Below are 24,745 nucleotides of genomic sequence, written 5' to 3'. Positions count from 1 at the left end.
TTTTATTTTATTATTGGTAAAAATCTAAATTAATATGAAAATAAAGCACTTTTGAAATTTTATTGACATGTATATTTTCTACCTTCGTTATAGATACTAAGATAAAATCGGGAGGTACAAACATGACCAATAAAAAACTTGAAGATATGGACAATCAAATTGAAACAGTAAGAAAGCAACTCAACAAACTAGCTAAGGAGAAAGCTCTATCTGACCCAAAAGTCGTTGAAACAAGCCAATTGCTTGATTTATTATTAAATGAATACGAACGGTTGAAAAATAAAGATTTATGAATCATCCATAATTCCTCCTCTTCAATTCACCATGCCGAAATATCCCAATCCGATTAGACTTCGTAAACCAAACCTCGTACGGCTGTCTCGGCAAAACCTTTATAACCCGTCCCTCATGCGATTTGAGATAGTAATAATCCTCAACCTCTTTCTTCTCCACATTGACGACGAGTTCAACCATGTCACCAAGCCCAAACGCTATTGTTGGCACCGTATCAAAAATAGTGAGTTTCTGCACCACTACTATCCCTCCTTCACAAAATGTTTGGCATACCATACTGCTGATTATTTTACTTTCGTTTTAAATCCGCACCAAAGGTAATTTAATGCATTAAATTACAATGAAGCTCTTTTAAAATGACTAAGTTATGGAGGCGAAAAAATTGAATCCAAATAATCTTGAAGATCATCTTAGTGATAAACTCGCCGTTGTGGGATCAGCGATTTCCACAATTGGTGATGCTATTTCAACCATTGCAGCAATTATGTCATTAGAAGAATCAATACTCGATGATGTCCAGCAACAACAAGATCAAAAAGAACAAGATCAGAAATTCCAAAAGATGCAAAAACAAATTGACGTCTTGACAAGTGAATTATCAAAAATTAAATCCTGATTTTTTGAGCAATCAATAATCACTTTGTTCATCTATGAATAAATCTTTCACTCCCATAAGACAAGGTCCATATTTTTAGTCTTACTCATACACTGAGTAAATGAGCTGATTACAAAATGAATCAAAGTTCCATGCAATCTTCCCCAAATAAAGAAGTTCTAAATGATATTTCGAAAGCAATTAATGGTGAGTACACAGCAATTTACTGCTATGAACTATTAGCGAACCAGGCTCCAAACAACGAAATAAAAAAACGCATTCTTGAAATTAGAAGTGATGAAATCAGACACTACGAAACCTTTTGGCATCTTTATATTTCTTTAACAGGAAAAAAACCTTCTCCTCAAATCACAAAACAATGTCCTGCCGATTATAGAAGTGGGGTACTCGCTGCATTTATAGATGAACAGGAAACCGTTGACTTCTATCACGATATTTCAAGAAATACCGATAACCCAGTTATTAGAGACGCTTTTACACGGGCCTCAGCTGACGAACAAAATCATGCCGTTTGGTTTTTATATTTTATGAATAATTATTAACAAAGCCAAAATCGATCATTATGTCTATTGCCAAAAACTTCTACGTTTAATGTTTTTCTTGTTCACCAATACTGTTGCTATATCACAAGATGACTGTGATAAAGACCACTGATTATTTTTAATCAGTGGTCTTTTTATTCCTTCGCTTTTTGTTTGAACTACGCATAATTTTTTCATGTTTTATTACAAGTAAAGCCGCATTTACAATAATGTTATTGAAATACATAGGTTATTGATTATAATAAATGTAATCGAACGTGTGTATTTAGTGACCGTTTTATAAAAGGAGACTTAAAAATGGATAAAGCTAGACTTCAATTATTTTGTCAGACACTACCCGGAACGACACATGATTACCAAGTAGACTGGCAAGCAGATCGTTATCATGTTGGCGGGAAGATGTTTGCTATGATGGGAGGAGACTCTCAAAGAAAGCCAATTATCACTTTAAAGTGCGAACCTACTCGTGCTGAAGAGTTGAGAGAAACATATCAAGGTATTATTCCTGGGCATTATATGAATAAAACACACTGGAACTCTATTTATTTTGATTCAAATCTATCCAACGATCTATTAGAAAATCTAATTCTTCATTCCTATAATTTAGTTTTTCAAAAACTAACTAAAAAAGTCCAAAACCAAATTATTTCGAAGTAGTTTTTAACAACATCTTTAGTGCTATTATTTTTGTTTTCCAATTGAAAGAGTAACTTACTCTTTCTTTTTTTAATTTATATCGGATTTTGAACCCGGCCCGTTAATTTGCCCGACCGTGCATCCGACCAATATAATAAATCCCTAACGCGAGTAACAAGGCAGAAATAATAAATGCCCGGCCTTCAAACGCAGTAATCATTGTCGTCATAACTTCCATCCCTCCCACTGATACAACAACCCCACACTCCGTTTATAACGTATTCCTCCGCCGCATAACCACATAATACATTACATTTTTCTCTCGTTTATCAAAAGCAGCCTTCGACCGACCGATTTCAGACAACAGTTCCCCGTTACGGCCATTCTCGACTCGCATAGCCTCCCACTGCATTTGCTTCATGCCGTCATCGCCTCCTCTTCGCCAAGTTCCGAAAGGAGCAATTGCACTGCTCCTTCCGGTGACTAGTCATACTCAGTAAAGGATTCAGCGTTGTAGCCGAATTTCTCTTCGACCATTTCCTGCGTAAATCGCTTCGGGACAAGGAGCCCGAATACTAAGAACAGTTACCGAGAGTTTCCCATGAGTGAAAATATCAATAATCTTTTACTTGTTTACAAAGAGTGGCATGAGCAGTCTATGGCGCCTTACCAGTCCCGGAACCCGCTTGGCTATGTATTGTCATTACTTACGCCGGAGAACCCCTTGGAGAACGGTACATGAAGCGTGTGATCGACTTGATATGCGAAAAAGAAAAAATTACCCACTTCACACCCCATTATTTTAGGCATACATTCGTTACGATCCAGTTATCAAATAACATACCGATTTCCACTGTTGCAGCACTAGTGGGAGATACCCCCGAAACGATTTATAAAACATATGCTCACTCGTTTGAGAAAGATGAAATTCAGGCATCTAATTTAATGGATGAAATCGTCAGTTTAGATTCTTTCGAAAAAGATAAAGAGTGAAATTGGGGTACATGGTTTTTTGCTCATTTATCATTAACAAAATCACTTGATGTATGTATCTCGCTGGAACTCCACAAACGTTGATATATCAATGTTTACAAAATAAAAAACGCTCGTAATTTCAACGGGCGTTTCAACAATTTTAGGATAACCATTTCGGTGGTGTGTCTTTTGCCCAATAGATATCACCGATTGAATAATGAGCTGTAAATTCATCAGCGGCAATATGATAGTGAAAATTGTAGTAGTAGCCGTCTTTTGGCCTTTTTTCAGTACGTACGTGGAAACGGATAAGATCTTTTCTGTCTTCTAGGTCGTATACATTGAAAATTTTCTCTGAGTAGTCTCCGGCAGGTTTTTCACTGATAGCAAGTCGGCGTTTATGTACGTCTCCTGAACTTGCAAGTGTCGATTGGATGGCTTCCTCAATTTTCGGGAAAATAACACTGTCAAACTCATCGGCGATTACCGGGCCGACTTTTGTTCCAAATTTCATGTATGATAGCTTCTTCGCAGACGTGATAAATAAATCTTCTATTGAATCCGAATTATCTTCTAAACTATCATCGACTAACGAGTCTTCTAATCCAATCGAATAATCATTACTTCGTGATGGTCCTACTGCGTGCTTCGAAACATCTTTGTCTTGCAAGTTTGTCCAAATTTCATGATTCGGTGAAATCGCACCGAATGTCAATAATGCTACGGCAACAATGAGCGTTTTTTGTAACCACTTTTTCATAACATCTCACCTGCAATTGTTTTTATTTTTGTTTACAATAGTTTATTTGACGAAAAAGTATTGAAAAGGTTTCTTCTTTCTTATTTTCATTGTACAATAAAAATGAAGATAATTGTATGTTTTTTTGAAGGAGGGTATCACTGATGGATGTGAATCTGTTTATCGGTATCGGAATGCTGGCATTGCTTGTGTATCTAAGCTCATTGAATTTCACCCACTAATATCAATAAACGCCGTCACCCTCTATTTTGAGGAGGACGGCGTTTTTCATTTTTCGATAAAAGCGAAATGAAACTTCGTATTCGGTCTGATTTTTCGCTGCATATTGAATTGCTCGAATACAGGTGAATCAAACCGGTCTTTCACAACAACACGTCGTTTACATACACGAAGTGCTTGCTTGATCCAGTCATCTGTCAGCACACTATGTACCCCAGCTTGACGCAGCGGCGTAAAATTAGACGATTCCGTAATAGGTGCATGAAACATCGGATCCATATAGACAATATCCCACGATGAATCAGCTTGATGGCTCAAAAACTCAATCGCTTCCGACTGGACGACCTCAATTCGAGTCATGGCCTGAACTAGTTGCTCCGACTCAGATGGGAACGAGCGCAGTCCTCGTCTGGTTATGAACGCGACAGCTGGGTCTGCTTCGACGCCCAACACTTTGCCGCTTTCACCTGTAACGAAAGAAGCAATGATACTGTCGGAGCCAAGCCCAAGTGTACAATCGAGAAACGAATCATCTTCTTGTAATTGAGCTATCTCAATTAACGGATCCATTTCACCATTCAATAGCCTTTTCAATCTAAACGCTGCAGAATTGGGATGAAAGAAAAATGGTTCATCCATTCCAATACGATACAAATCATAGCGGTTTTTTCCCGCTACAATAACATCCGAACTGTGCGTGTTTTGTATTCGGGAAACCGCTTGCTTTTTACGTTCGACAATAGGATAGCCTAGAGTTTCAGACGCTTCTAGTGCTAGCTGCAGCGATTGATCATCAGGCCTGCCAGCGGTCGTGATGACTGTACTCATTATTTACAAACTTGATCGAGTACTTCCGATAGATGGTCTTTAATTTGCCCCATCTCAAAATTCTCAATTTGTTCCCTTGGAATAAAGTACGCAAGTGCCCCATCTTTCCAAAGTGCGATAGAAGGTGAGCTAGGAGGTACTTCAGGGAAGAAATCCCGCATCATAGCTGTCGCTTCTTTATCTTGTCCTGCAAATACTGTGAATAAGTGATTTGGTTTATGTTCAGCTTCCTGTAATGCTTCCCTTACTGCTGGACGTGCAAGACCTGCGGCACATCCACAAACCGAGTTGATAACGACAAGAGCTGTCCCCTCAAGTGTCTTCATTGTTTCTTCAACAGCCTCAGCCGTCGTCAGTTCCGTAAATCCATTTTGTGCAAGTTCTTCACGCATCGGTTTAACGATGCCCTTCATGTAATCATCGTAAGCGTTCATATTTAATAATCCCCTTTCAATCTATTTAAATAGTGCTTGTTGTTAATGGTTTTTCCATCTTTCATATTACCTTGTCCTACGTATTTTTTCACTAAATAGCGCCTATATAGCTAACTTAATTTCAACTTTTCGATTAGTTCGAGGATTGCAATGAAAATTCTACCCCAAATACTAAACATTATTTTACATACCTAATTATTCATTATTGGGAGAACATACGTCGTAAGAGGTGATTTTATGGCAAAGTTATTTCATATCCTTGTTATTTTATGCTTGATTTTTCCATCCATTATTTATTCGGAAACAAATGCTTCAGATGCAAAAGTAGCGTTTATTAGGGATGGCTATTTGTGGGTGAAAATTGATGATATAGAAGAAGTACTGACTGTTGAAAAAGCAACATACCCTTATCCTCCACTATGGTCCTTCGATGGGAACTTGCTTCTTTATCAAAAAGAAGTCGAGGAATTAGTAAATGAACATAAACAGACCTCAAATCAATTGTGGGTATATGATATGAAAACAAAAAAGCACAGTAAAATCTTTTATGATGGACGAAATCCAAAATGGTCTCCAACTGAAAATATTGTTGCTTTTAGTGATGGTGGCGTATTGAATGTATCGGATTTTAAAAAATTCTATAATATTGCTTTAGGAGTAAACGATTACGAATGGCAGCCTGATGGGAAGGGTTTTATTGCCTCCTCTAGTGCTTCTCTTCGGCCGGATGGATGGACCAATCCTGTCCTGTATACGATTTCTATAGCGAATGGTTATCAAAACATCGGAAATTTAACGAAAAACGCGACAGAATTCTTCGTGATTCCAAAAGAAGTAGTGAAAGACGACGTGAAAGTTCCTTCGATAAACGCGGAATCATTTGCTTATTCTTCAGATAAACAATGGATATCCTTCTTTGTGACTCCAACAGCTTCATGGGCGATGGATAGTGATATGCTATGTGTGATTTCTGTAGACGGAAAAGAATTTGAAGTATTAGATGAAGTTATCTGGGCATTCACTCCAAAATGGGCATATAGCGAAAACTTACTCGGTTATATTGCCGGCGGCGGAAGAATTGTTTTTGGTTTTAAAAATAAAAATCTAAAGGTAACGGAAATTTCCACTTATCATTCTATAAACCTAACGCCAAAAAACTATGCGGAGATGGATTTTTCATGGGTTAATGATAGTTCGCTTATTGTTTCAAGGGTAAAGGAAAGTGAGTGGTCAAATGACGCTGAGAAACGCCCTAAAGCTTCCTTATACTTTTTAACGCTAGCTGGTCAAAAACAACTAAAAATAACGACACCACCAAAAAATAAAGGTGATTATAAGCCCGAATATTTACCTTCAATCGATAAAATAACTTGGTTACGAAAAAGCGATTTCGTTTCTGCTAAAGGTGATTTATGGGTGGCTGATATTGATGGTGGCAATGCAAATTTATGGATACGTGATATAGGGTTGTACACCTTTTCCCCCTCGGAGTAATCTGATGAAAATTAAAACAAACCATCTTCCCTTATTAGGAAAAGATGGCTTGTTTCGTTTTACACCATAAAATTAGGATCTTTCAAGAACCCTTGGCGAACGACAGCCCTTTGGTGGCAAGAGTATCACTGATAAGATCCATGGCTTTTGGACCCGTACCATGTAAATAGCTTCCCTGAGGTTTAGCGAACTGTTCATGCCGCAAGTAACCGGTACCTGAAAGCGCTCGTGTTGCCGGTTTTGATAATCCGTTTGGCAAATCCCTTTCGATGGCATTATCGTTGTGCGGCACAATAATTTCCCCCTTATTCGATGAAGATGAAATAGTAACAGCTATTATTTTCTAAGCTCGCTCTTTATGCTATTTCAAACTCACCATAATCGCTATTGCAGCTGATGGTTCTTATTTCACACTCCTCAAAATAAATGACACGCACTTACCTACCATCTACCAAAAGGCCACGCTCAATCGCTACATACAAGAGCCCAATTGCATCCGAGTCCGTCAATGTTCCCTTCAATAACTTTTCATGCCAAGTTGCTGATAACGGGCCATCTGGCATCTTTTCAAGTCGTTTTAAAACGGCGCTTGTCGAATTGATAAGTGATTGCGATGATGGTGTATACAACTTATTTGTTCCTTCCTTTGGTGAAAATATCTGATTGCCTACGGAAGCAGTTAGCAGTTGCAATTTAAAGTATATAGCCAATCCTTCTGCGATTGCCTCACCTTGGGCTTGCAAATAGTGATCATCCCGTAACTTTAGTATGTCAACTGTTGAATCCATAAAGCCTCCCTCACTTAAGAATGCTGGCATAGCAGATTCCCGAAGAACGTGGAAGTTGGCACGCTTCATACCACGATCACTCAACCCCATGGCCATAACAATCCTAGGATGAATAGCACCAGCAATTTCCTTTGATTTTGGATTCGCTGTTGGGTTGTCCATTGTATATGTTTCAATACCGCTATGGCTGCCCCACTTATCCGTAAGGGTATTATGATGGATAGAAGCATATACATCGGCTTGCCATTCGTTCGCTAGAGTTGTGCGTGTAGCAAGCGGAACATCTGTCTGACCGGTCGGATCATCCACACGTAGAATTTCCACATTTTTGTATGTCTTTAGTTTAGCAATAGCGTATTTGGCTACTTTATTGTTAAACGACCACTCCCGTTCGTCATCCGGTGAACGTTTACCTGGTGTATTGAATCCATGCCCAGCATCGATTACGATTTTAACCATTTTGTGACACCTCCTTTTTGTGCCCTATTAAAAAGTATTTGTTTTTTTAAATTGCCACAGCAATCCAAAGATACTTTTCTATCTATACTATTCACAAAGCATTTTTGAATGGCGGCACTTGTCCGATTTTAAACAAATATGTAGAGGACATGCCAAAACTTAACGTTTTCAGATGTCTCAATTATATTGAACAAATGAATAATTATATAAACAAAGCGAAGGCGCTTTTCAAAAAGTAGCCGGAGCCCTAAGACCGGCGATATCCCCTTGTACCGGAACTAGACTTCTTTATTTCAACAAATATATTTAGTTGATTCTCAAGACTTTTTGAGTTTAGTTTTGTTAAACGGCAATCCTAATTGTTTCCTATAAAAATTGAAATTCAGTTCGACGTGGTGCAATAAACGCTTATTTTTATCAAATAACTTTAAACTGTCTTCGTAGTGTCCCCATCTGATTTCCTTTTTAATGGACCAAATAATCGAATCTAAATCAGGATCAACTAGCTCATAGTTTCTTTTAATAACCTCTTCAATTTCAAAAAAAGACTCTTTTGTAATCCCGTCATATCCGTCGCCTGGCACAATTGCCGCTACTAGTAACTTTAATACTGGAGTGTAAACGTTTTTCAGGATTTCTGTTTTATATTTAACCGCTTCGTTTCGAATCTCTTTCATTAGTTGAAAATGATAGTTAAAAAAACTTGTGATGATGATTGTAATTGAAGAACTGACTAACGCGATGATGACTTCTTTCACTGCCTTCTCTCCTCTATTTATCCGATATAATCATTATATTCAGGTCACGAAAGACAGTGTCTACATTATCAGACAATAAAAAGCAGCCACCTACTCAAATGAGTAAGTGGCTGCTTTTAAACTCTGTTAGTTTTGTTCGACTTTTTCTCTTGAAAGTCCGAAATACGCGAGGACTGCAATTAAACTTGAAGCGAAGATAATGGCTCCCATCGGAATTGCGGTTTCTTCCCCTGCTATTCCGACAAGTGGTGCCGTAATTGCGCCTAAAATGAATGGCAGTAAACCAAGTAATGCGGATGCACTACCCGCAATATGCCCTTGCTTTTCCATTGCGAGTGAAAAGGATGATGTCGAAATAACACCAATCGAAGCGACGAAAAAGAAGATAGGCACAACGATTGTGAAAAGTGGACCATTCATTAACACGGCTATCAATAGCAATGTACCTGAAGTGATAGAGATGAATAAACCCGATTCTAAAAATCGTTTTTCTGAGACCACACCCGTTAAGCGCCCTACTACCTGGGTCCCGATGATTAGTCCAAATCCATTCATACCGAATAATATGCTGAATGTCTGTGGTGAGACTCCGTATATATTTTGATAAACAAACGGTGTCCCGGCGACATAAGCAAAAATGCCGGCCATGATGAAACCTTGTGCAAGTGCATACCCCATGAACTGTCTGTTTTTTAACAGAGACAGAAAGTTTTTTAATGTATGAGTTAGATTACTTGGTACGCGCATTTCTTCTGGCAATGTTTCATCCATTCTCCATAGAACAATGACAAATAGTAAAAAGCCGATTACGCTTAAAACCGCAAATACACCAGTCCACTCAGTAAACGCAAGGATGCCCCCTCCAAGAACTGGTGCGAGGATTGGCGCTAAGTTATTAATTAGCATGAGTAAAGCGAAAAACTTCGTCAATTCTCGTCCGCTATATAAATCTCTGACGACAGCCCTTGAAATGACGATACCCGCAGCAGCAGCAAAGCCTTGCAAGAAACGTGCCGCAATGAAGAACCCGATATTCGGGGAAAATACACATAAAACTGAAGCGACAAAATAGACAATAAGTGCAATAAGTAACGGCTTTTTCCGTCCATGGACATCACTCATTGGGCCGAGAATTAGTTGACCTAACCCGATACCTAGTAGGCAGGCGGTTAGGCTTACCTGTACATAGGTAGCCGTAGTGCCAAAAGCACTTACGATTGTCGGGAATGAGGGTAGATACATATCAATTGTTAACGGACCCATCGCTGCTAGTGTTCCGAGAAGTAATGCAAATCGTATTCGTTTATTTCCTTTAAGTGGTCCCATGATTACTAACGACCTTTCTATAATTTAAAAACTTCCTATGTATGTGATGAAATCTCTAAAGAAGAATCACAAGTATCCTACTATATCACCAAAATGCCATACATTAAAGAAGGATGATTTAGTTTCAAACCATCCCCCCTACTTTATCAATGAAATCAGCATTATTTAAGGAATTCTTTATAAACGATAACCTTTAATGCTAGAATTTCTTCCTCCGTTAACTTTCCTTCAATATCTTTTAACAGCTCTTGTATTTCCTCATTCGACATTCCCTTTTGGGCGTTGGATTGAATAGCTTGGAGTTCACTAAACCCAATTTTTTTGATTAATACTCTTGTTGCCTGCTCTTTTGTTGTGAAAGGAAGATTACTACTTTCAACATTTGCACCTTCTTCAATGAAACGCATTAATTCAGGGTCATTTGCTACCATTTGTTTAATTTCGTTTAACTGTCCGCTATTTTCTAATTCAGCAGTTACAACGTTCATTACTTTGTCGGATGCAATATTAGTTCCAACATAATAGATTCCATACCCAGCTCCACCAATAATTAATACGATGAGGAGAAGGATCTTCAACAGTTTCATATGTCTTCCTCCCATTTTCAATAGATTAGGAAACTATAAAATCTCATAGCGTGGATAAGCTGCAACATAGAGATTTCATATCTAGACTCCAGCGTTTTTGTTCTTTAGAAAAAACGTTAGCAGAATGTAATTTTTCACATCCACTAACGTTTAACATATTGATAATTGTAGTCGTTACTTTACTCTTTTGAAGCCGTACGCGCCTCTGTCATTTGCTTCCAAACAGAACCTTTAGCATCTTCACCTTCAGCAATTCGTGCAATGGCCATCCGGATTTGGAGTTTCACTTCAAACTCTAAATCGTTTTCAGCCTCTTTCAAAGCAGGCAACGCCTTGTCAGTTCCTGTTTCATATAAAAACATAGCCGCACGCCAACGAACCAGTTTGTTTTTATCATTCAATGTTTCGATTGCCGCCTGTTCGAACCCTTCAAATCCAAGGTCGCTCATGCAGTCTCCAGCCGTTCGACGCACTGCCCAACTTTTATCTTTAAGCGCTTTTTCTACATATGGAATGACAGCGTCGTCTTCAATCATACCAAGATAGACCGTTGCAAGGCGTCTGATTGACATCTTTTCATCGTCCAGTGCTCGTTCGAGAAGTGGTGCATCCGACATGTCGGGGTCAGGGATTTGATCCAGCAGTTGGAATCTAGTCTCCCATTGATCCACTGAGAACTCCTCCAGTGAAATTTTTCTTCCGCGCTGGATATTTTCACTTTGTCCTTCATTTGCCATACGGATAATCGCTAGCAAACGTTCTTCTGGATACGCCGCCTCTATTTCTTGGATCACCGTTTCACCAATTTCAGCTTTTTCTCCGTAACGGATTCCGTAATCTGCCCATTTACGCAATAATATATAGTTTTCCACTTCACGTCCATGAACCTTTTCCATAGCTTGCACAAAACGTTCACTTAGTCCAAAACGTTCCTCAGATTCGCTATCGAATACTTTCACTTGAAGGGGAATATCTTTGTAGGTCTGAACGTGTACGTATACTTCTCCGTAGTTGTCGTCAATCTCTTCCATAGATTCATTCTGATCACTTTTCTCTTCATTGAAAACAGCCTGAACGTCTGCAAGAATTGATTCCCATGCGACATTACCAATTCGCTCGACGGCCATGAAGTTCATGACATGATAGATTCCTTTTACGCCATGAATGTTCAATAATGCTGAAGCTGGATAGGATGCTGTTTCTGCATCACTTTTTTTATAATTATGACTCGTCCCTTTTGGTAACTCTGTGTCGAGCACGATTTTCATGGAATTGGGACTTGGTGTTGGTTCGATTGTTACGATTTTCATTTGTATTTGCCCCTTTCGTTAGGATTTATTCAATTCTTGTAAAAAAGACCAACGTTCAATGAGTGTTTCATATTTGCCGTTCAATTCGTCAAGTGTTGCCGTCAGTTCTCTTAGCTTATCGTAATCGGAGCCAGTGGATGCCATTTCTGCCTCCGTAGCTTCGATTGACTTCTCTACATTTTCAATAGCTGATTCAATTGTTTCGTACTCTTTCTTTTCAGCGTACGACATTTTCTTTTTGGTTTCCTGCTGAACCGGTATCTCTACCTCAACGATTGGCTCATGTGCCACTTTTTCTTTAGGTACATAGGTTTCAAGGAAGTCAGAATAGATACCAAACCATGTGTCGACATCCCCTGATCCATCCATTACCCATAGCTTTGTTGATGTTCGATCTAGGAAGAATCGATCATGTGAAATGGTGATGACAACGCCTGGGAATGTATCGATGAACGTTTCCAGTACTGAAAGAGTCTCAAGATCGAGGTCATTTGTCGGTTCATCCAAGAGCATGACGTTCGGTTGTTCCATTAACAGTTTCAACAAATAGAGTCTTTTTCGTTCGCCACCTGATAATTTACCGATGGGTGTCCCGTGTGCTTGTGTGGGGAATAAAAACCGTTCTAGCATTTGCGAAGCTGAAATTCGTACTCCATCAGCACCCTCAATATCATTTGACGTATCACGAATGTATTCGATAATTCGCTTTTTCTCATCCATAATTGGCGTGTGTTGTTGGAAATGAGCAATTTTCACTGTCGTTCCTTTGTCGATGATTCCACTGTCCGGTTGACTTTCTCCAGAAAACATATTCAATAACGTCGTTTTCCCTGCCCCGTTAGGTCCGACAACAGCGATACGATCACCTGATTGAAGGATACTAGAGAAATTATCAATGATTTTTCTTCCGCCGAACGACTTCGAGATGCCGACCGCTTCAATCACTTTCTTACCAAGACGTGTCGACTTAAGCGCGACTTCCATTTCTCCACCCGTATCTTCTTTTTTGACTTTCTCCGATAGGTCATCGAAGCGGTCAATTCGTGCTTTTTGCTTTGTCGATCTCGCTTTCGCACCTCGTCTAATCCATTTCAGTTCTGAACGGTAGCGATTTCGGAGTTTATCGTCCGTCGATGCAGCCATCTCCGCACGAATGGCTTTCGATTCAAGATAATTCCCGTAGTTACCTGTATGTGCATATAACGTTTTATCTGCAAGTTCATAAATATTGGTGGATAACTCGTCCAAAAAGTAGCGGTCATGGGTAACAAAGATGACAGCTCCTTGTTCATTTTTCAAGTAATCTGACAGCCACATAATTGAATCGACGTCGAGATGGTTTGTCGGTTCATCGAGTAACAAGAGATCGGCAGGCTCAATCAATACTTTTGCAAGTGTTACCCGTTTTTTCTGTCCGCCTGAAAGCTCGCCCATCTTCTTATCGAACGTTTCAATACCAAGTTTCGACAAAATCGTCCGTGCTTTTGAGTTTATATCCCAACCAGATAGATCGTCCATCTCGATTTGAAACTTTGAATATTGTTCCTGGTTTAGTGTAGATTCCGGATCCGCAGAAAGTGCTTGAAGTGCGTACTCATACTCTAAGTTGACCTTGATAATCGGTGCGTCACTCTTGAACACCGTTTCCATCACTGTAAGGTCCGGGTCAATTTCTGGCTCTTGTGGTAAATAAACAATACGGTATCTATTCGGATGTTCGGCCGAAATCGAATCAGCTTGTTCGACTCCTGCAATGATTGACAATAACGTCGATTTGCCTGTTCCATTGATTCCGAGTAGGCCTACTTTTTCTCCGCTTATGACCGTAAACGCTATATTTTTAAACAATGTTTTCTCCCCAACAGTCTTCGTGAGGTTTTCGATTATCAATTGACTCATAACAACACTTCCATTTCTAATATGTACCTCATCCTATCATAGCCGATTTACCTTGCTTTTTAAAAGAGTATTGTACTATCGCATGCATCTTATTAGTTGAAAAATGCATGTTACCCGAGAAGTATTGTTCCAAATTCCACAAAATGGTACGATTCTATCCATAAGATTTCCGCGAAAGGATGTGATGATCATTCGTTTGACAGTTAATGAATCCAATACCTATAACGAGGTTGAAATCACTATCAACTGTCCACAAATTGACAATGAACTTGAACGATTAATCAAACAGATTAACCAACTACATATAACCTTAACTGGAACAAAAGATGGGCGGACATATTCCCTTCTCGTCGATAACGTGTATTATATTGAATCGATTGATAACCGTTCGTTTCTTTACAATGAAAAAGATATCTACGAAAGTGACTTGAAGCTATACGAGATTGAGAAGTTGCTGGCAAGCACACATTTCATCCGCATTAGTAAAAACTTAATTGTCAATACAGCTCTAATTGACAGTGTGCGAGCCTTATTTAATGGGAAGTTTGAAGCGTCTTTGATGAACAGTGAAAAAGTCATCGTCAATAGACATTACGTCAAATCTTTCAAAGAAAAATTTTTAACGTGAGGAGGAGATCATTATGGACCTAGTTAAGCACTACATTTCAGCAAGTTGTATTTCATTCACATTTAGTAGTCTATTTTATCTTTTTTTTAGTTGGTTAAAAGTTTTCCCACCTATGGATGAAGCAATGATTGTTCATATGCTGATTATTTCAATTTGCATCATCTGTTTGATTTTTATTACGCATCAGTTACCCATTCAAAATCCGCTCATTTTAAGGTTCATCGAATTACTAGATGTCATCATTGTACTTCTTGTTGCAGGTGCAGTTTTCAAAGTTTTCCCATTCACTTGGTATGATACACCGTTCATTATCACTACTGGAATATTGACTTATATCGTAGTCATTATCGTTACGTTTATGGGTAATCAAATGAGCGCTACGCAAATTAACGCCGCCATTGCAGGTAAAAAAAGGGGAGTCCCTATTGACTAACATAATTGAGGTAATTGGATTGTCGAAATCATTCGAAAAAATAAAAGCTGTAAACGACATCAGTTTCTATGTAGAAAAAGGCGCCCTCTTTTCTTTTTTAGGTACGAATGGTGCTGGGAAATCGACGACTATTTCAATTCTCTTGACGCTCCTCCAGCTAGACAGTGGTCATGTCTATGTAAATGGTTATACTGTCGGCAAGCACGACCAAGCCATTCGCCAGGAAATCGGCGTCGTATTTCAAGAGAGCTTACTTGATCCTTTATTGACCGTCAAAGAGAATTTAGCGATTCGGGGATCTTTTTATGGGATGCCGCGGCAAGAACGTAACGTTGCGATTACTCGAGTTATGGATATCGTGGATATACAGTCTATTTCGAATCGACCTTATGGGAAATTATCAGGTGGACAACGACGACGAGTGGATATTGCGCGCGCCCTTATTCATAAACCGAACATCTTAATTTTAGACGAACCGACAACAGGGCTTGATCCAGAAAGTCGAAAAAACATATGGGCTACCATACTGCAACTTCAAAAAGAAACAGGTATGACTGTTTTTCTAACGACACATTACATTGAAGAAGCAGCAAACTCGGATTATGTTGTCGTTATGAAAAAAGGCAGCATCGTGGCAAAAGGAACTCCTGAACAGTTGAAAAATAACTATTCAACAGATTTACTGACAATTTCTACGGAGCGAGCAGATGAGCTGCGAAGCTTGCTCATGTTAGATGGATTGGATTTCGATGACGAAAAGTCGCTGTTTACTATCCGCCTTAATCATACGACGGAAGCGATACCAATTTTGGTGAAATTCACTTCTTTCATCTCATCTTTTGAAGTGAAGAAATCCAGTTTGGATGATGTTTTTATCGCCATCAATGGAAAGGTTGGGAATCCGGATGATCGCATTTGCTAAACGGAATATCTTATTGTATTTTCGGGATAAAGCCACTGTCATTTTCTCACTTCTAGCCGTCATTATTTTAATCGCATTGTACGTTTTATTCTTAGGGGATATGACCGCCAAAGGGCTTCCGGACTTCCCTGCAAAAAAGGCAGTGCTCACTACCTGGTTCATTGCTGGGGTCCTAGCGGTAACCTCTATGACAACGACACTCGGCTCATTTGGCATCCTGGTAGAAGATCGCGCAAATAAAACATACATGGATTTTTACTCTTCCCCTATTTCAAGAACAAAGTTGGTGGGTGGCTATATCATCAGCGCATTGGTTATAGGTTTTATCATGTGTATGATTACGCTTCTTGTTTCAAATCTATTTCTCTTCGTTTCCGGAGAAGTGGTGCTGTCGTTCGGTAAAATGATGGCGGCAAGCGGTGTAATTATCTTATCCGTATTAGCTAGCGGATCAATGGTGCTTCTGTTGGTTTCCTTTTTCAAAACGTCAAATGCATTTGCCGCAGCAAGCACGGTTATCGGAACACTTCTTGGTTTTTTAGCTGGCATCTATATTCCGATTGGTGGACTGCCTGATTACATCCAATCAGTTGTCAAGCTGTTCCCGGTTTCCCATTCAGCCGCACTGTTTCGGCAATTAATAATGGAGGCACCCCTTCTAGAGGCCTTCTCTACCGCGCCAGTTGCCATGAAGCAAGCATTCGAAATTGATATGGGCATGTTATACGACATCAATGGTAAAAAAACTACCCAGTTATTTAGTATTATGTATCTCTGTGGTACAACATTGCTTTTTTTCGGACTATTGTTACTTGTTATGCGAAGGAAAAATAAATAAGCTTACACGTGCATATAGAGGGTGTTCCTCAATGCACGTGCAAGCTTTTATGTCATTCATTAATTCACCAAACGTCCCGTTATTCCTTGCGCTTCCCAGTAAGCATCGCGAATTTGGACTTTTTGAATTTTGCCAGATGCTGTTTTTGGAAGTTCATTGACGAAAGTTATGCCTGTAACTACTTTGAAATGGGCTAACTTTTCTTTGCAGAAAGCAATAATTTCCTGTTCGGTTGCGTTTCTATGCTCGCGTAATACAATATATGCGTGAGGTGTCTCTCCCCACTTCTCATGTGGAACCGCAATGACAGCAGCTTCCAGTACCGCAGGGTGTTCGTATAGGACACCTTCTACTTCAATCGATGATATATTCTCTCCGCCACTAATGATGACATCTTTCTTTCGGTCTACGATGTTGATATAACCATTTTCATCAATAGTCCCCATGTCCCCTGTTAAAAGCCGGCCATTTTGCAACGCTTGTTCCGTTGCATGATCGTTTTTCCAATAGCCTTTCATAACACCATGACTCCGCACTGCCACTTCCCCGACTTGTTTCCCGTCATGGGCAACTTCCACTCCATTTTCATCGACAATCCTAACATCGCTACCAATCATCGAGAATCCAGCCTTCGCTTTCAATTCAGTCTGTTCATTTTTTGACAACCCGGTCAAATGCGAGTGGATCGTTGAAATGAGGCTAAGCGGAGAGGATTCCGTCATACCATATACTTGGATGAACTCCCAACCCAGCTCTTCTTCGACCCTGACGATGAAGGCAGGAGGTGGTGCAGATCCTGCAATCACCACGCGAATGTCTTGATTGATGACCGGATGATGCTGATCATGATACAGCAGCAACGCATTTAATACGGTTGGTGCCATATGCAAGATGGATACTTTATGTTCTTGAAGTGCTTTAAAAATGGATTCAGGCGTCGATTTTCTTGAACATATATGTGTAGCCCCATTTGCCGTGTAGTAAAAAGGAGAGCCCCAGCCATTGACATGGAACATTGGAAGAACGTGCAAATAGACGTCCGAGTCAGTGACCCTCAAATGATGCATCGTACTAAGCGCATGTAGATAATTATTACGATGCGTCAACATGACCCCTTTTGGATCTCCCGTTGTTCCACTCGTATACAGTAAGCTACAGACATCATTTTCATCCAGTTCTGCACGGTCAAATGCATCAGATGAGTAAGTAGCAAGCCAGTCGTCATAGCCCGTTTCTAGTGTTTCTTGATCTTTGTAGTGAACAATAATATGCTTTACCGTTTCAAATTGATCGATCACTGGTTTAATTAAGCCATAGAGATCTTGGTCGACAAAAAGAACTTTGGCTTCACTATGATTTAAGATGAATACGTAATCTTCCGGCTTTAAACGAATATTGAGCGGAACCATTACTGCACCAATTTGAAAAACGCCATAAAACCCTTCCAACATTTCAAGAGAATTCCCTGCTAAATAAGCGACCCTGTCCTCTTTTCCAATCCCTAACTCGCGTAGCCCTCTAGAAAGTTGGTTTACTCTATTATTCAGTTGTCGGTATGTAAAAACACGTTCTTCACAATGTACCGCATCCTTTTCTCCATACAAAGCAACTGCTCGATCGAGAAATTGCGGTAATACTAGTGGCATATTCATATAGATCACCTCACCATTTTGATATAGTATATAACACCTTGAATTTTCTGTCATTAGCAATTGTGCAACTTAGTGAGTAATTAATATGGATATGATTTATTAATAGAATGGAAAAAGTCTGATCTGTTAGCTAGAAAGCTCACTAACAGATCAGACTTCCTTATCTCATGCTTTACACTAGAACGGTCCAAAGTAGCATCGTAACTATAATTGTTGTTACGCCTTGTAACAGCGTTGCCATCGTTTGTGCCTTATACGCATCCGTCACTGTCATGCCACTAAATTGTGTAACGACCCAGAAGAAGCTGTCATTCACATGGCTAACAGTCATTGCTCCGGCACCAATCGCCATGACTACAAGCGCAAGTGGAATCGCTCCTTCAATTCCCATTGAAGGCAATAGTGGTGCTATTAATGTTGAGGTGATGACAAGTGAAGCAGTCGAAGATCCTTGGGCTGTTTTCAATGCGGCTGCGATAATAAATGGAATAAGGAGGAACAGAGCACCACCCGCTAACGCCTCCATATTCATGTTTGCGATAAGGTCTGCAATACCTGAATTTGAAATAACTTTCCCGAATGCTCCTCCTGCCCCAGTAATAAGAAGAATAGGAGCAGCTTCCTTCAATGCATCGCCAATCCAACCTGAAAGCGTTTCCTCATTAAATTTAGGAAGTAACAAAAACGATGCCAGCACACCGAATAGAAGCGCGACGGATGGTGCTCCTAAAAATCGTAGGAAGTTGATAAAAGCAGTGTCTTCGCCAGTAAGTGCTGCCACAGAACCGATTCCAATCAATACTATTGGCAGTACAATTGGCAAGAATGCTTTGAACGTGGAGGGCATTTTTCCGAACGATTCAACAATCTCTTCGTAATTCAGTCCGCCTTCCTCAGTATCTTCCGGTACTTCGATTTTTGAGGCTACTTTTACCGCCCAGAAATAACCAACAATAACTGCTGGAATCGCAACGAAAAGTCCAATTAAAATAATAGTCCCTAGATAATTTTCCGCGCCGATATTACCAGCTGCAGCAATTGGTCCCGGTGTTGGCGGAACTAACGTGTGTGTCGCATACAATCCGGTTGCAAGTGCAACTGACATGGATGCAATCGCCACTTTTGAACGTTTCGCCAATGCCTTTTTCAAACTTGCTAATATAATGAAGCCAGAATCACAAAAAACAGGGATTGATACGATATAACCGATGATTGACATTGCCAACTGAGGGCGCTTTTCACCGATTACTCGTAAAACGACTTCCGCCATTCTATATGCCGCACCCGACTTTTCTAGAATGACTCCAATAATAGTCCCCGCGACAATGACAATCCCAATCGATTTCATTAATCCGCCGAATCCTTCATTGACATTTTCCACTACCGTGAGCAACGGCATGCCTGAAGCAATACCGACGAAAAATGCGCCGAGCAGTAAAGATAAAAACGGATGAACTTTAAAAACAGCTGTCAACACAACAACGAGCACAACACTAAGTGCAATAACTGCAAATAACATCTCTACACCCCTTTTGTATAGTTAGTTAAATAATTCTCCATTACCAACTTTGTTTTCGCTCTTAAATAATGACTTGGATGCGCAATCGACTCTTGTGATGAAACCGTTCCGTCTGTAATCGCATGTAATTCGTTGAATATGGGCGCCAATAGATCCCGGCTCTCTTGATCTATCACACCTGAAATAAGAATGATTGGCTTTCCCTCTTTATAGGCCACTTTCGCAACTCCAAATGGTGTTTTACCCGATAATGTCTGACTATCAGTTTTGCCTTCACCTGTAATAATTAAATCTGCGTCAGTAATTTGTTTGTCGAATGAAATCGCATTCAACACAACGTCGATACCCTGTTCCATTTCCCCAGGAAAAAAAGCTTGAAAAGCACCTCCGGCTCCCCCTGCCGCACCTGCTCCTTTTTTCCCGTGAAGAGAAATGCCGGTTAGTTGTTCAATTACATGGGCTAACCTCATCAAGTTTTCGTCAAGTCTATTTACCATCGCAGGACAAGCCCCTTTTTGTGGACCGAAAACAGCGGAAGCACCAGTTGGCCCGACAAATGGGTTACTGACATCACACGCAATTAGGAAAGTGCTTTCTGAAATTCGTTTATCAAAATCATGCATATCGATTGCATGAAGATTACCAAGTGAACCTCCCCCCCTTGACAATTCCACTCCGTTTCCACCCAGAAAACGCATTCCAAGTGCCTGTAACATTCCTACACCACCGTCGTTTGTCGCACTTCCCCCAAGCCCAATAATAAAATTGCGTAAGCCCGCGTCAAGTGCATGAACAATTAATTCGCCCGTGCCATAAGTCGATGTAACAAGTGGATTTCTTTCCTCTTCGTGCAACAGCATCAATCCAGATGCTTCCGCGATTTCAATGACAGACGTTTTCCTATCTCCAAGAACGCCATAAGCCGCCCCGACTTCTCGGCCAAGCGGATCTTGTACGACGACGGATACGATTTCTCCCCCCGTAGCGCCAACCAAACTGCTCATCGTTCCTTCCCCGCCATCAGCTGCAGGAAGCATAACTGTCTCGATAGAGGGGTCAGCATCATAAATGCCTGCCACCATCGCTTCAGCTGCTTCAACGGCCGTTAAACTACCTTTAAATGAATCTGGTGCCACAACTACTTTCAAAAATACTTCCCCCTTAACTAAAGCGCTTACTAATAGTATAGTTGAGCTATTCAGATAATACGTTATGCTAATTGTATAGAATTACCCGTAATATTTCCGGAAAAGTTATACATGGGGGATAGAATAATGCTGACAAAGCAACTTGCAGATGAAATTGTTGAACAAACGATGGTCCGGTTAAACCGTAATTTGAATGTCATGGATACGAATGGAATGATTTTGGCTTCAGGTGAAGAACAGCGCATCAACAAAATACATGAAGGTGCAGCATACGTCGCAAAAACGAAGGAAATATTATGGATTACAGAAGAAAACATGGTAAATTGGCATGGCACAAAACCAGGCGTCAATATGCCGATTCATTTTCAGCAACAATTAGTTGGTGTCATTGGAATAACCGGTAATCCTGCAGATCTCCGAGAAATCGCAACACTTGTACAATTAACAACTGAAATGATGGTTCACCAGTCACTCATTACCTCGCGGGCGGAATGGAAACGGAAGATGAAAGAACTGATTTTTGAAGAGTTAATTAGCGGTGAGCCGCTTTCGTTGATTGTTAAGGAGAGACTTTCTCTTTTGGGATTTAGCACAATAAATCCATACACAACACTTTTAATCGAATTTAAGAGCTTCCTACCTTCCTCTCAAAGAATCATTGAAAAATTGGAGGATCAATTTGAAAAAAACTCTGTTCTCATTGGACATTCACAATTGAATGAGGTATTCATTTTAATTAGCGGAATGACTGAAACTACTTTGAAGAGAAAACTTTCTATTTTACTACTTACTTTGCAGAAAGACTCCCTTGTCAGAATTGGCGTTGGCTATCCCGTCAATTCTTTAGATGAAATTCGCTACTCCTATACTACCGCCAAAAATGCATTGCAATTTGCACAACCAACACAACATCTCATATACTTTGAGGATGTCGAGTTATTGGCCCTACTGAAAAAAAACGCCTCATCGAGTGAGACGTTCAGATTTTCAAGTAGAGTGTTAAAGGGATTGAATGAACAAATGAAACGTTCACTCTCCATCTATTTTTCTTGTAATCAGAACAACACTATAGCTGCTGCAACCTTAGAAGTTCACCGCCACACATTAACGTACCGGCTTCGAAAAATAGAAGAAATAAGCGGCTATAACCCAACACTCTTTCATGATGCAGTTTTATTGAAAATCGCTCTTTTACTAGATGAAAAATAGGTATCGATCCCCCTTAAGCTATCCATTGCCTAAGGGGTTTTCCACATTTTCTCTATTCAGTTTTCTCGATTACCGTTCTCCCTCCCGCATACAACCCACTTGCGGATAAGCCCATCATCAAACCCACAAGTATACCTGCCTTAATGTCTTCAGGATAAATATAAATAATGCCCCCTACAACACCGAAGAGTAGTGATATGAACGGCAGTAGCCGCCTTGGCATCCCATACATCTTCAATAATTCCACGATTCCGATGATAAGCGGAATTAAAACGACATCATAGATTTCCAACGTTTCTCCTCCTCGAATAATTAGTCTACAATCGGATAACTGCTCAATAAAGTAAATGAATACGTAAATTTACATGTGAAATCCAGTGGAGGTTCAACGGATTGGATGTGAATGTACAGAATTGTTGGTTGCATATAGAGCCAATGGTTATGTAATGAACTAACAATCAGCCTTTGCCGGGAAATAGAGTGCATGAATACTATGACAACTGACGTGCATTGCACACTTTGAGCTGCACCTTTTAAGGATATTCATCGAATTTAGCATCTACATCTCCTACACTCTATGAAAAGTGACATGGATACATGTGTATTAATCTCCCAGACTTTTACTATATAATTAATTTATTATCATAAAATATCTATTTATTAGATTTAGAAAATTATCACTATATCGAAACGTTGTAATATAAACGTTAATTGAAATAACAGCGTTTCCAATAATTATTTTTGACAATTGAAAACGTTTAATTGTATTATAGTGAAATATGAAGGAGGCATCATCATGTCACAGCTAACTAAGAAACAGATCGTGGAGAGTGTTCCGCAAAAAGGCTTCTTCGGGCACCCGAAAGGTTTGTTCACATTATTCTTCACGGAATTCTGGGAACGGTTCTCGTATTATGGTATGAGAGCAATACTCGTGTACTATATGTACTACGAAGTATCAAATGGCGGACTTGGATTAGATAAAACTATCGCCTTGTCCATCGTGTCAATCTATGGTTCGCTGGTCTACATGTCAGGTATTATTGGCGGCTGGTTAGCTGACCGGGTATTCGGTACCTCAAAAGCAATTTTTTATGGTGGAATATTCATTATGCTTGGTCATATCGCGCTTGCAATTCCCGGTAACATTTCACTGTTCTTCGTTTCGATGATTCTTATCGTAATTGGTACAGGGTTACTAAAACCAAACGTCTCCAGTGTAGTTGGTGATATTTACCCTGAAAACGACAACCGTCGTGATTCAGGATTCAGCATCTTCTATATGGGTATTAACTTAGGTGCATTCATCTCACCACTTATCGTTGGTAGTTTAATGAAAACAAGTTTCCATCTAGGATTCGGTGTTGCTGCTATTGGAATGTTTTTCGGTTTATTAATGTTCGTTTTGACAAAAAAGAAAAGTCTCGGCTTAGCGGGTACACAAGTAGCGAATCCATTACAACCGTCCGAAAAAAGAAAAGTATTCTCAATTTTCGCAATTGCGGCTGTAGTGATTGGGATTCTTGTTGCAATTGCCATCCCTCGAGGTTGGCTGACTTTTGAATCATTCATTATAATTGTCGGTATTCTCGGCTTCCTTATCCCAACGGTTTATTTTATTGTTATGTATAGGAGTCCAAAAACAAATGATGTGGAACGGTCCCGAATAATTGCGTTCATCCCGCTCTTCTTATCAGCTGTCGTATTTTGGGCAATTGCCGAGCAAGGTTCAACAATTCTTGCAGTTTATGCAGATACACGAACAAACCTTAATATTTTTGGCTATCAAATTTCACCAGCCTTTTTCCAATCATTTAACCCATTGTTTATCATTACAATGGCTCCTGTCTTTGCATGGCTATGGATGAAACTTGGTGATCGGCAACCGAATATTCCGCAGAAGTTCTCGTTAGGTCTTCTGTTTGCCGGTTTATCATTCATCATTATTTTAGTGCCCGGCTATTTAGGTGGGACAGATGCTCTCGTGAACCCACTATGGCTCATCCTAAGCATCTTTGTCGTCGTCTTAGGGGAACTGTGCTTATCTCCGGTAGGATTGTCAGCTACGACTAAACTGGCGCCGGTAGCGTTCTCTGCGCAGACGATGAGTCTGTGGTTCCTATCGAATGCTGCTGCACAAGCGCTTAACGCACAGATCGTTAAATTATATAAACCTGAAACTGAAATGATGTATTTTGGAATCATCGGTGGAACAGCGATTCTATTAAGTTTCCTCTTATTCGCAATGTCGCCGGTTATCCAACGATTTATGAAAGGCGTACGCTAATACAATTGAAACAAAACAAGCAGCCCTGTGAGTTTACAGGGCTGCTTGTTTTGTTTCAACATAAGTCTTAAATCTTGCATTTAACAACCTCGAGTAAACTAAACATAGGATAGTTTACAGTAAGTTCCCCGTTCTATTGGATGAACATATAGTATCTAATAGAATGAAATAATACGTTAGTTAA

28 protein-coding genes and 1 pseudogene are annotated in these 24,745 nt (G+C 39.9%); 12 read left to right on the top strand and 17 right to left on the bottom strand.

From position 1 onward, the window contains the following. Nucleotides 1-122 precede the first annotated feature (122 nt). The gene (locus tag ACGLYD_RS07760) at nt 123-293 is read left to right on the top strand and encodes an aspartyl-phosphate phosphatase Spo0E family protein (protein ID WP_187047733.1); all 171 of its coding nucleotides are present in this window, start codon (nt 123-125) and stop codon (nt 291-293) included. A gap of 1 nt (nt 294) precedes the next feature. Here ACGLYD_RS07760 and ACGLYD_RS07755 read toward each other — a convergent pair whose 3' ends face one another. Beyond that, nucleotides 295-534: a hypothetical protein gene (locus tag ACGLYD_RS07755; protein WP_067209103.1), complete on the bottom strand. Its 240-nt coding sequence runs from the start codon at nt 532-534 to the stop codon at nt 295-297. Between the two features lie 142 nt (nt 535-676). Between ACGLYD_RS07755 and ACGLYD_RS07750 the strand changes: the two genes are divergently transcribed. The 3 genes from ACGLYD_RS07750 to ACGLYD_RS07740 all read left to right on the top strand — a co-directional run bounded on the left by ACGLYD_RS07750 (nt 677) and on the right by ACGLYD_RS07740 (nt 2,109). Then, on the top strand, nt 677-910 hold the full coding sequence (locus ACGLYD_RS07750) for a hypothetical protein (protein ID WP_067209100.1): 234 nt from the start codon (nt 677-679) through the stop codon (nt 908-910). A gap of 116 nt (nt 911-1,026) precedes the next feature. Then, complete coding sequence (locus ACGLYD_RS07745; RefSeq protein WP_338652401.1) at nt 1,027-1,452, top strand: ferritin-like domain-containing protein; 426 nt, start codon at nt 1,027-1,029, stop codon at nt 1,450-1,452. Between the two features lie 297 nt (nt 1,453-1,749). After that, entirely contained in the window at nt 1,750-2,109 is a 360-nt protein-coding gene (locus tag ACGLYD_RS07740) for an MmcQ/YjbR family DNA-binding protein (RefSeq protein WP_067209091.1), read from the top strand. A gap of 250 nt (nt 2,110-2,359) precedes the next feature. Here the strand turns inward: ACGLYD_RS07740 and ACGLYD_RS07735 are convergent, their stop codons facing one another. Further along, nucleotides 2,360-2,509: a hypothetical protein gene (locus ACGLYD_RS07735; RefSeq protein WP_156476014.1), complete on the bottom strand. Its 150-nt coding sequence runs from the start codon at nt 2,507-2,509 to the stop codon at nt 2,360-2,362. 317 nt (nt 2,510-2,826) lie between these two features. On the opposite strand from ACGLYD_RS07735, the gene ACGLYD_RS07730 reads away from it, so the two are divergent. Then, nucleotides 2,827-3,081 (top strand): tyrosine-type recombinase/integrase, encoded by a 255-nt coding sequence (locus tag ACGLYD_RS07730; protein WP_067209088.1) that lies wholly within the window; start codon nt 2,827-2,829, stop codon nt 3,079-3,081. A 142-nt stretch (nt 3,082-3,223) separates the two neighbouring features. Here the strand turns inward: ACGLYD_RS07730 and ACGLYD_RS07725 are convergent, their stop codons facing one another. The 3 genes from ACGLYD_RS07725 to ACGLYD_RS07715 form a co-directional block, all read right to left on the bottom strand. Continuing rightward, a complete protein-coding gene (locus tag ACGLYD_RS07725) occupies nt 3,224-3,823 on the bottom strand; it encodes a YpjP family protein (protein WP_067209085.1) in 600 nt (199 codons plus the stop codon). Between the two features lie 267 nt (nt 3,824-4,090). After that, the gene (locus ACGLYD_RS07720) at nt 4,091-4,870 is read right to left on the bottom strand and encodes a class I SAM-dependent methyltransferase (protein ID WP_067209082.1); all 780 of its coding nucleotides are present in this window, start codon (nt 4,868-4,870) and stop codon (nt 4,091-4,093) included. Further along, on the bottom strand, nt 4,870-5,304 hold the full coding sequence (locus ACGLYD_RS07715) for a BrxA/BrxB family bacilliredoxin (protein ID WP_338652408.1): 435 nt from the start codon (nt 5,302-5,304) through the stop codon (nt 4,870-4,872). Before ACGLYD_RS07715 ends, ACGLYD_RS07720 begins: the two co-directional genes overlap by 1 nt. Nucleotides 5,305-5,658: 354 nt before the next feature. Here ACGLYD_RS07715 and ACGLYD_RS07710 point away from each other — a divergent pair, with 354 nt between their 5' ends. Further along, entirely contained in the window at nt 5,659-6,798 is a 1,140-nt protein-coding gene (locus ACGLYD_RS07710) for a TolB domain-containing protein (RefSeq protein WP_338652410.1), read from the top strand. An 82-nt stretch (nt 6,799-6,880) separates the two neighbouring features. On the opposite strand, the gene ACGLYD_RS07705 is transcribed toward ACGLYD_RS07710, so the two are convergent. From ACGLYD_RS07705 to ACGLYD_RS07675, 7 genes are all read right to left on the bottom strand, one after another. Continuing rightward, nucleotides 6,881-7,090: a DNA-binding protein gene (locus ACGLYD_RS07705; protein WP_338652411.1), complete on the bottom strand. Its 210-nt coding sequence runs from the start codon at nt 7,088-7,090 to the stop codon at nt 6,881-6,883. 145 nt (nt 7,091-7,235) lie between these two features. Continuing rightward, entirely contained in the window at nt 7,236-8,045 is an 810-nt protein-coding gene (locus ACGLYD_RS07700; RefSeq protein ID WP_338652412.1) for an N-acetylmuramoyl-L-alanine amidase, read from the bottom strand. A gap of 317 nt (nt 8,046-8,362) precedes the next feature. After that, nucleotides 8,363-8,803: a hypothetical protein gene (locus tag ACGLYD_RS07695; protein ID WP_338652414.1), complete on the bottom strand. Its 441-nt coding sequence runs from the start codon at nt 8,801-8,803 to the stop codon at nt 8,363-8,365. Nucleotides 8,804-8,929: 126 nt separating this feature from the next. After that, nucleotides 8,930-10,129: a Bcr/CflA family multidrug efflux MFS transporter gene (locus ACGLYD_RS07690; RefSeq protein ID WP_338652416.1), complete on the bottom strand. Its 1,200-nt coding sequence runs from the start codon at nt 10,127-10,129 to the stop codon at nt 8,930-8,932. A 161-nt stretch (nt 10,130-10,290) separates the two neighbouring features. After that, nucleotides 10,291-10,716, bottom strand: coding sequence for a hypothetical protein (locus tag ACGLYD_RS07685; RefSeq protein WP_067209065.1), 426 nt, complete (start codon nt 10,714-10,716; stop codon nt 10,291-10,293). Between the two features lie 179 nt (nt 10,717-10,895). After that, the gene (locus ACGLYD_RS07680) at nt 10,896-12,026 is read right to left on the bottom strand and encodes a conserved virulence factor C family protein (protein WP_399632223.1); all 1,131 of its coding nucleotides are present in this window, start codon (nt 12,024-12,026) and stop codon (nt 10,896-10,898) included. Nucleotides 12,027-12,044: 18 nt separating this feature from the next. Further along, nucleotides 12,045-13,925 (bottom strand): ABC-F family ATP-binding cassette domain-containing protein, encoded by a 1,881-nt coding sequence (locus ACGLYD_RS07675; protein ID WP_067209059.1) that lies wholly within the window; start codon nt 13,923-13,925, stop codon nt 12,045-12,047. Nucleotides 13,926-14,109: 184 nt separating this feature from the next. Here ACGLYD_RS07675 and ACGLYD_RS07670 point away from each other — a divergent pair, with 184 nt between their 5' ends. The 4 genes from ACGLYD_RS07670 to ACGLYD_RS07655 are packed head-to-tail and all read left to right on the top strand — an operon-like array spanning nt 14,110 to nt 16,746. Further along, a complete protein-coding gene (locus tag ACGLYD_RS07670) occupies nt 14,110-14,553 on the top strand; it encodes a LytTR family DNA-binding domain-containing protein (RefSeq protein WP_197485394.1) in 444 nt (147 codons plus the stop codon). 13 nt (nt 14,554-14,566) lie between these two features. Further along, a complete protein-coding gene (locus ACGLYD_RS07665) occupies nt 14,567-14,986 on the top strand; it encodes a hypothetical protein (RefSeq protein WP_187047728.1) in 420 nt (139 codons plus the stop codon). Next, nucleotides 14,979-15,908: an ATP-binding cassette domain-containing protein gene (locus ACGLYD_RS07660; RefSeq protein WP_399632220.1), complete on the top strand. Its 930-nt coding sequence runs from the start codon at nt 14,979-14,981 to the stop codon at nt 15,906-15,908. Before ACGLYD_RS07665 ends, ACGLYD_RS07660 begins: the two co-directional genes overlap by 8 nt. After that, complete coding sequence (locus tag ACGLYD_RS07655) at nt 15,892-16,746, top strand: ABC transporter permease (protein ID WP_399632219.1); 855 nt, start codon at nt 15,892-15,894, stop codon at nt 16,744-16,746. Before ACGLYD_RS07660 ends, ACGLYD_RS07655 begins: the two co-directional genes overlap by 17 nt. Nucleotides 16,747-16,805: 59 nt before the next feature. Here the strand turns inward: ACGLYD_RS07655 and ACGLYD_RS07650 are convergent, their stop codons facing one another. The 3 genes from ACGLYD_RS07650 to ACGLYD_RS07640 all read right to left on the bottom strand — a co-directional run bounded on the left by ACGLYD_RS07650 (nt 16,806) and on the right by ACGLYD_RS07640 (nt 21,065). Beyond that, on the bottom strand, nt 16,806-18,398 hold the full coding sequence (locus ACGLYD_RS07650; RefSeq protein ID WP_067209042.1) for a long-chain-fatty-acid--CoA ligase: 1,593 nt from the start codon (nt 18,396-18,398) through the stop codon (nt 16,806-16,808). Nucleotides 18,399-18,570: 172 nt separating this feature from the next. Next, a complete protein-coding gene (locus ACGLYD_RS07645) occupies nt 18,571-19,917 on the bottom strand; it encodes a GntP family permease (RefSeq protein ID WP_338652428.1) in 1,347 nt (448 codons plus the stop codon). Nucleotides 19,918-19,919: 2 nt separating this feature from the next. Then, on the bottom strand, nt 19,920-21,065 hold the full coding sequence (locus ACGLYD_RS07640) for a glycerate kinase (protein WP_340742069.1): 1,146 nt from the start codon (nt 21,063-21,065) through the stop codon (nt 19,920-19,922). Between the two features lie 126 nt (nt 21,066-21,191). Here ACGLYD_RS07640 and ACGLYD_RS07635 point away from each other — a divergent pair, with 126 nt between their 5' ends. Next, nucleotides 21,192-22,274 carry a sugar diacid recognition domain-containing protein gene (locus ACGLYD_RS07635; RefSeq protein WP_342538168.1) on the top strand — a complete coding sequence of 361 codons (1,083 nt, stop codon included), beginning with the start codon at nt 21,192-21,194 and terminating at the stop codon, nt 22,272-22,274. Nucleotides 22,275-22,326: 52 nt separating this feature from the next. Here the strand turns inward: ACGLYD_RS07635 and ACGLYD_RS07630 are convergent, their stop codons facing one another. Together ACGLYD_RS07630 and ACGLYD_RS07625 are read right to left on the bottom strand one after the other, a co-directional pair. Continuing rightward, complete coding sequence (locus tag ACGLYD_RS07630) at nt 22,327-22,566, bottom strand: hypothetical protein (protein ID WP_067209032.1); 240 nt, start codon at nt 22,564-22,566, stop codon at nt 22,327-22,329. Nucleotides 22,567-22,586: 20 nt separating this feature from the next. After that, nucleotides 22,587-22,763 (bottom strand): annotated as a pseudogene (locus ACGLYD_RS07625) (DUF1259 domain-containing protein); the annotation flags it as partial. Between the two features lie 307 nt (nt 22,764-23,070). Here ACGLYD_RS07625 and ACGLYD_RS07620 point away from each other — a divergent pair. Then, nucleotides 23,071-24,561 carry a peptide MFS transporter gene (locus ACGLYD_RS07620; protein WP_067209029.1) on the top strand — a complete coding sequence of 497 codons (1,491 nt, stop codon included), beginning with the start codon at nt 23,071-23,073 and terminating at the stop codon, nt 24,559-24,561. Nucleotides 24,562-24,745 lie beyond the last annotated feature (184 nt).

This window comes from Sporosarcina sp. SG10008 (assembly GCF_044569405.1).
Classification (GTDB): Bacteria; Bacillota; Bacilli; order Bacillales_A; family Planococcaceae; genus Sporosarcina; species Sporosarcina psychrophila.
This window is presented reverse-complemented; position numbering and strand designations above follow the sequence as displayed.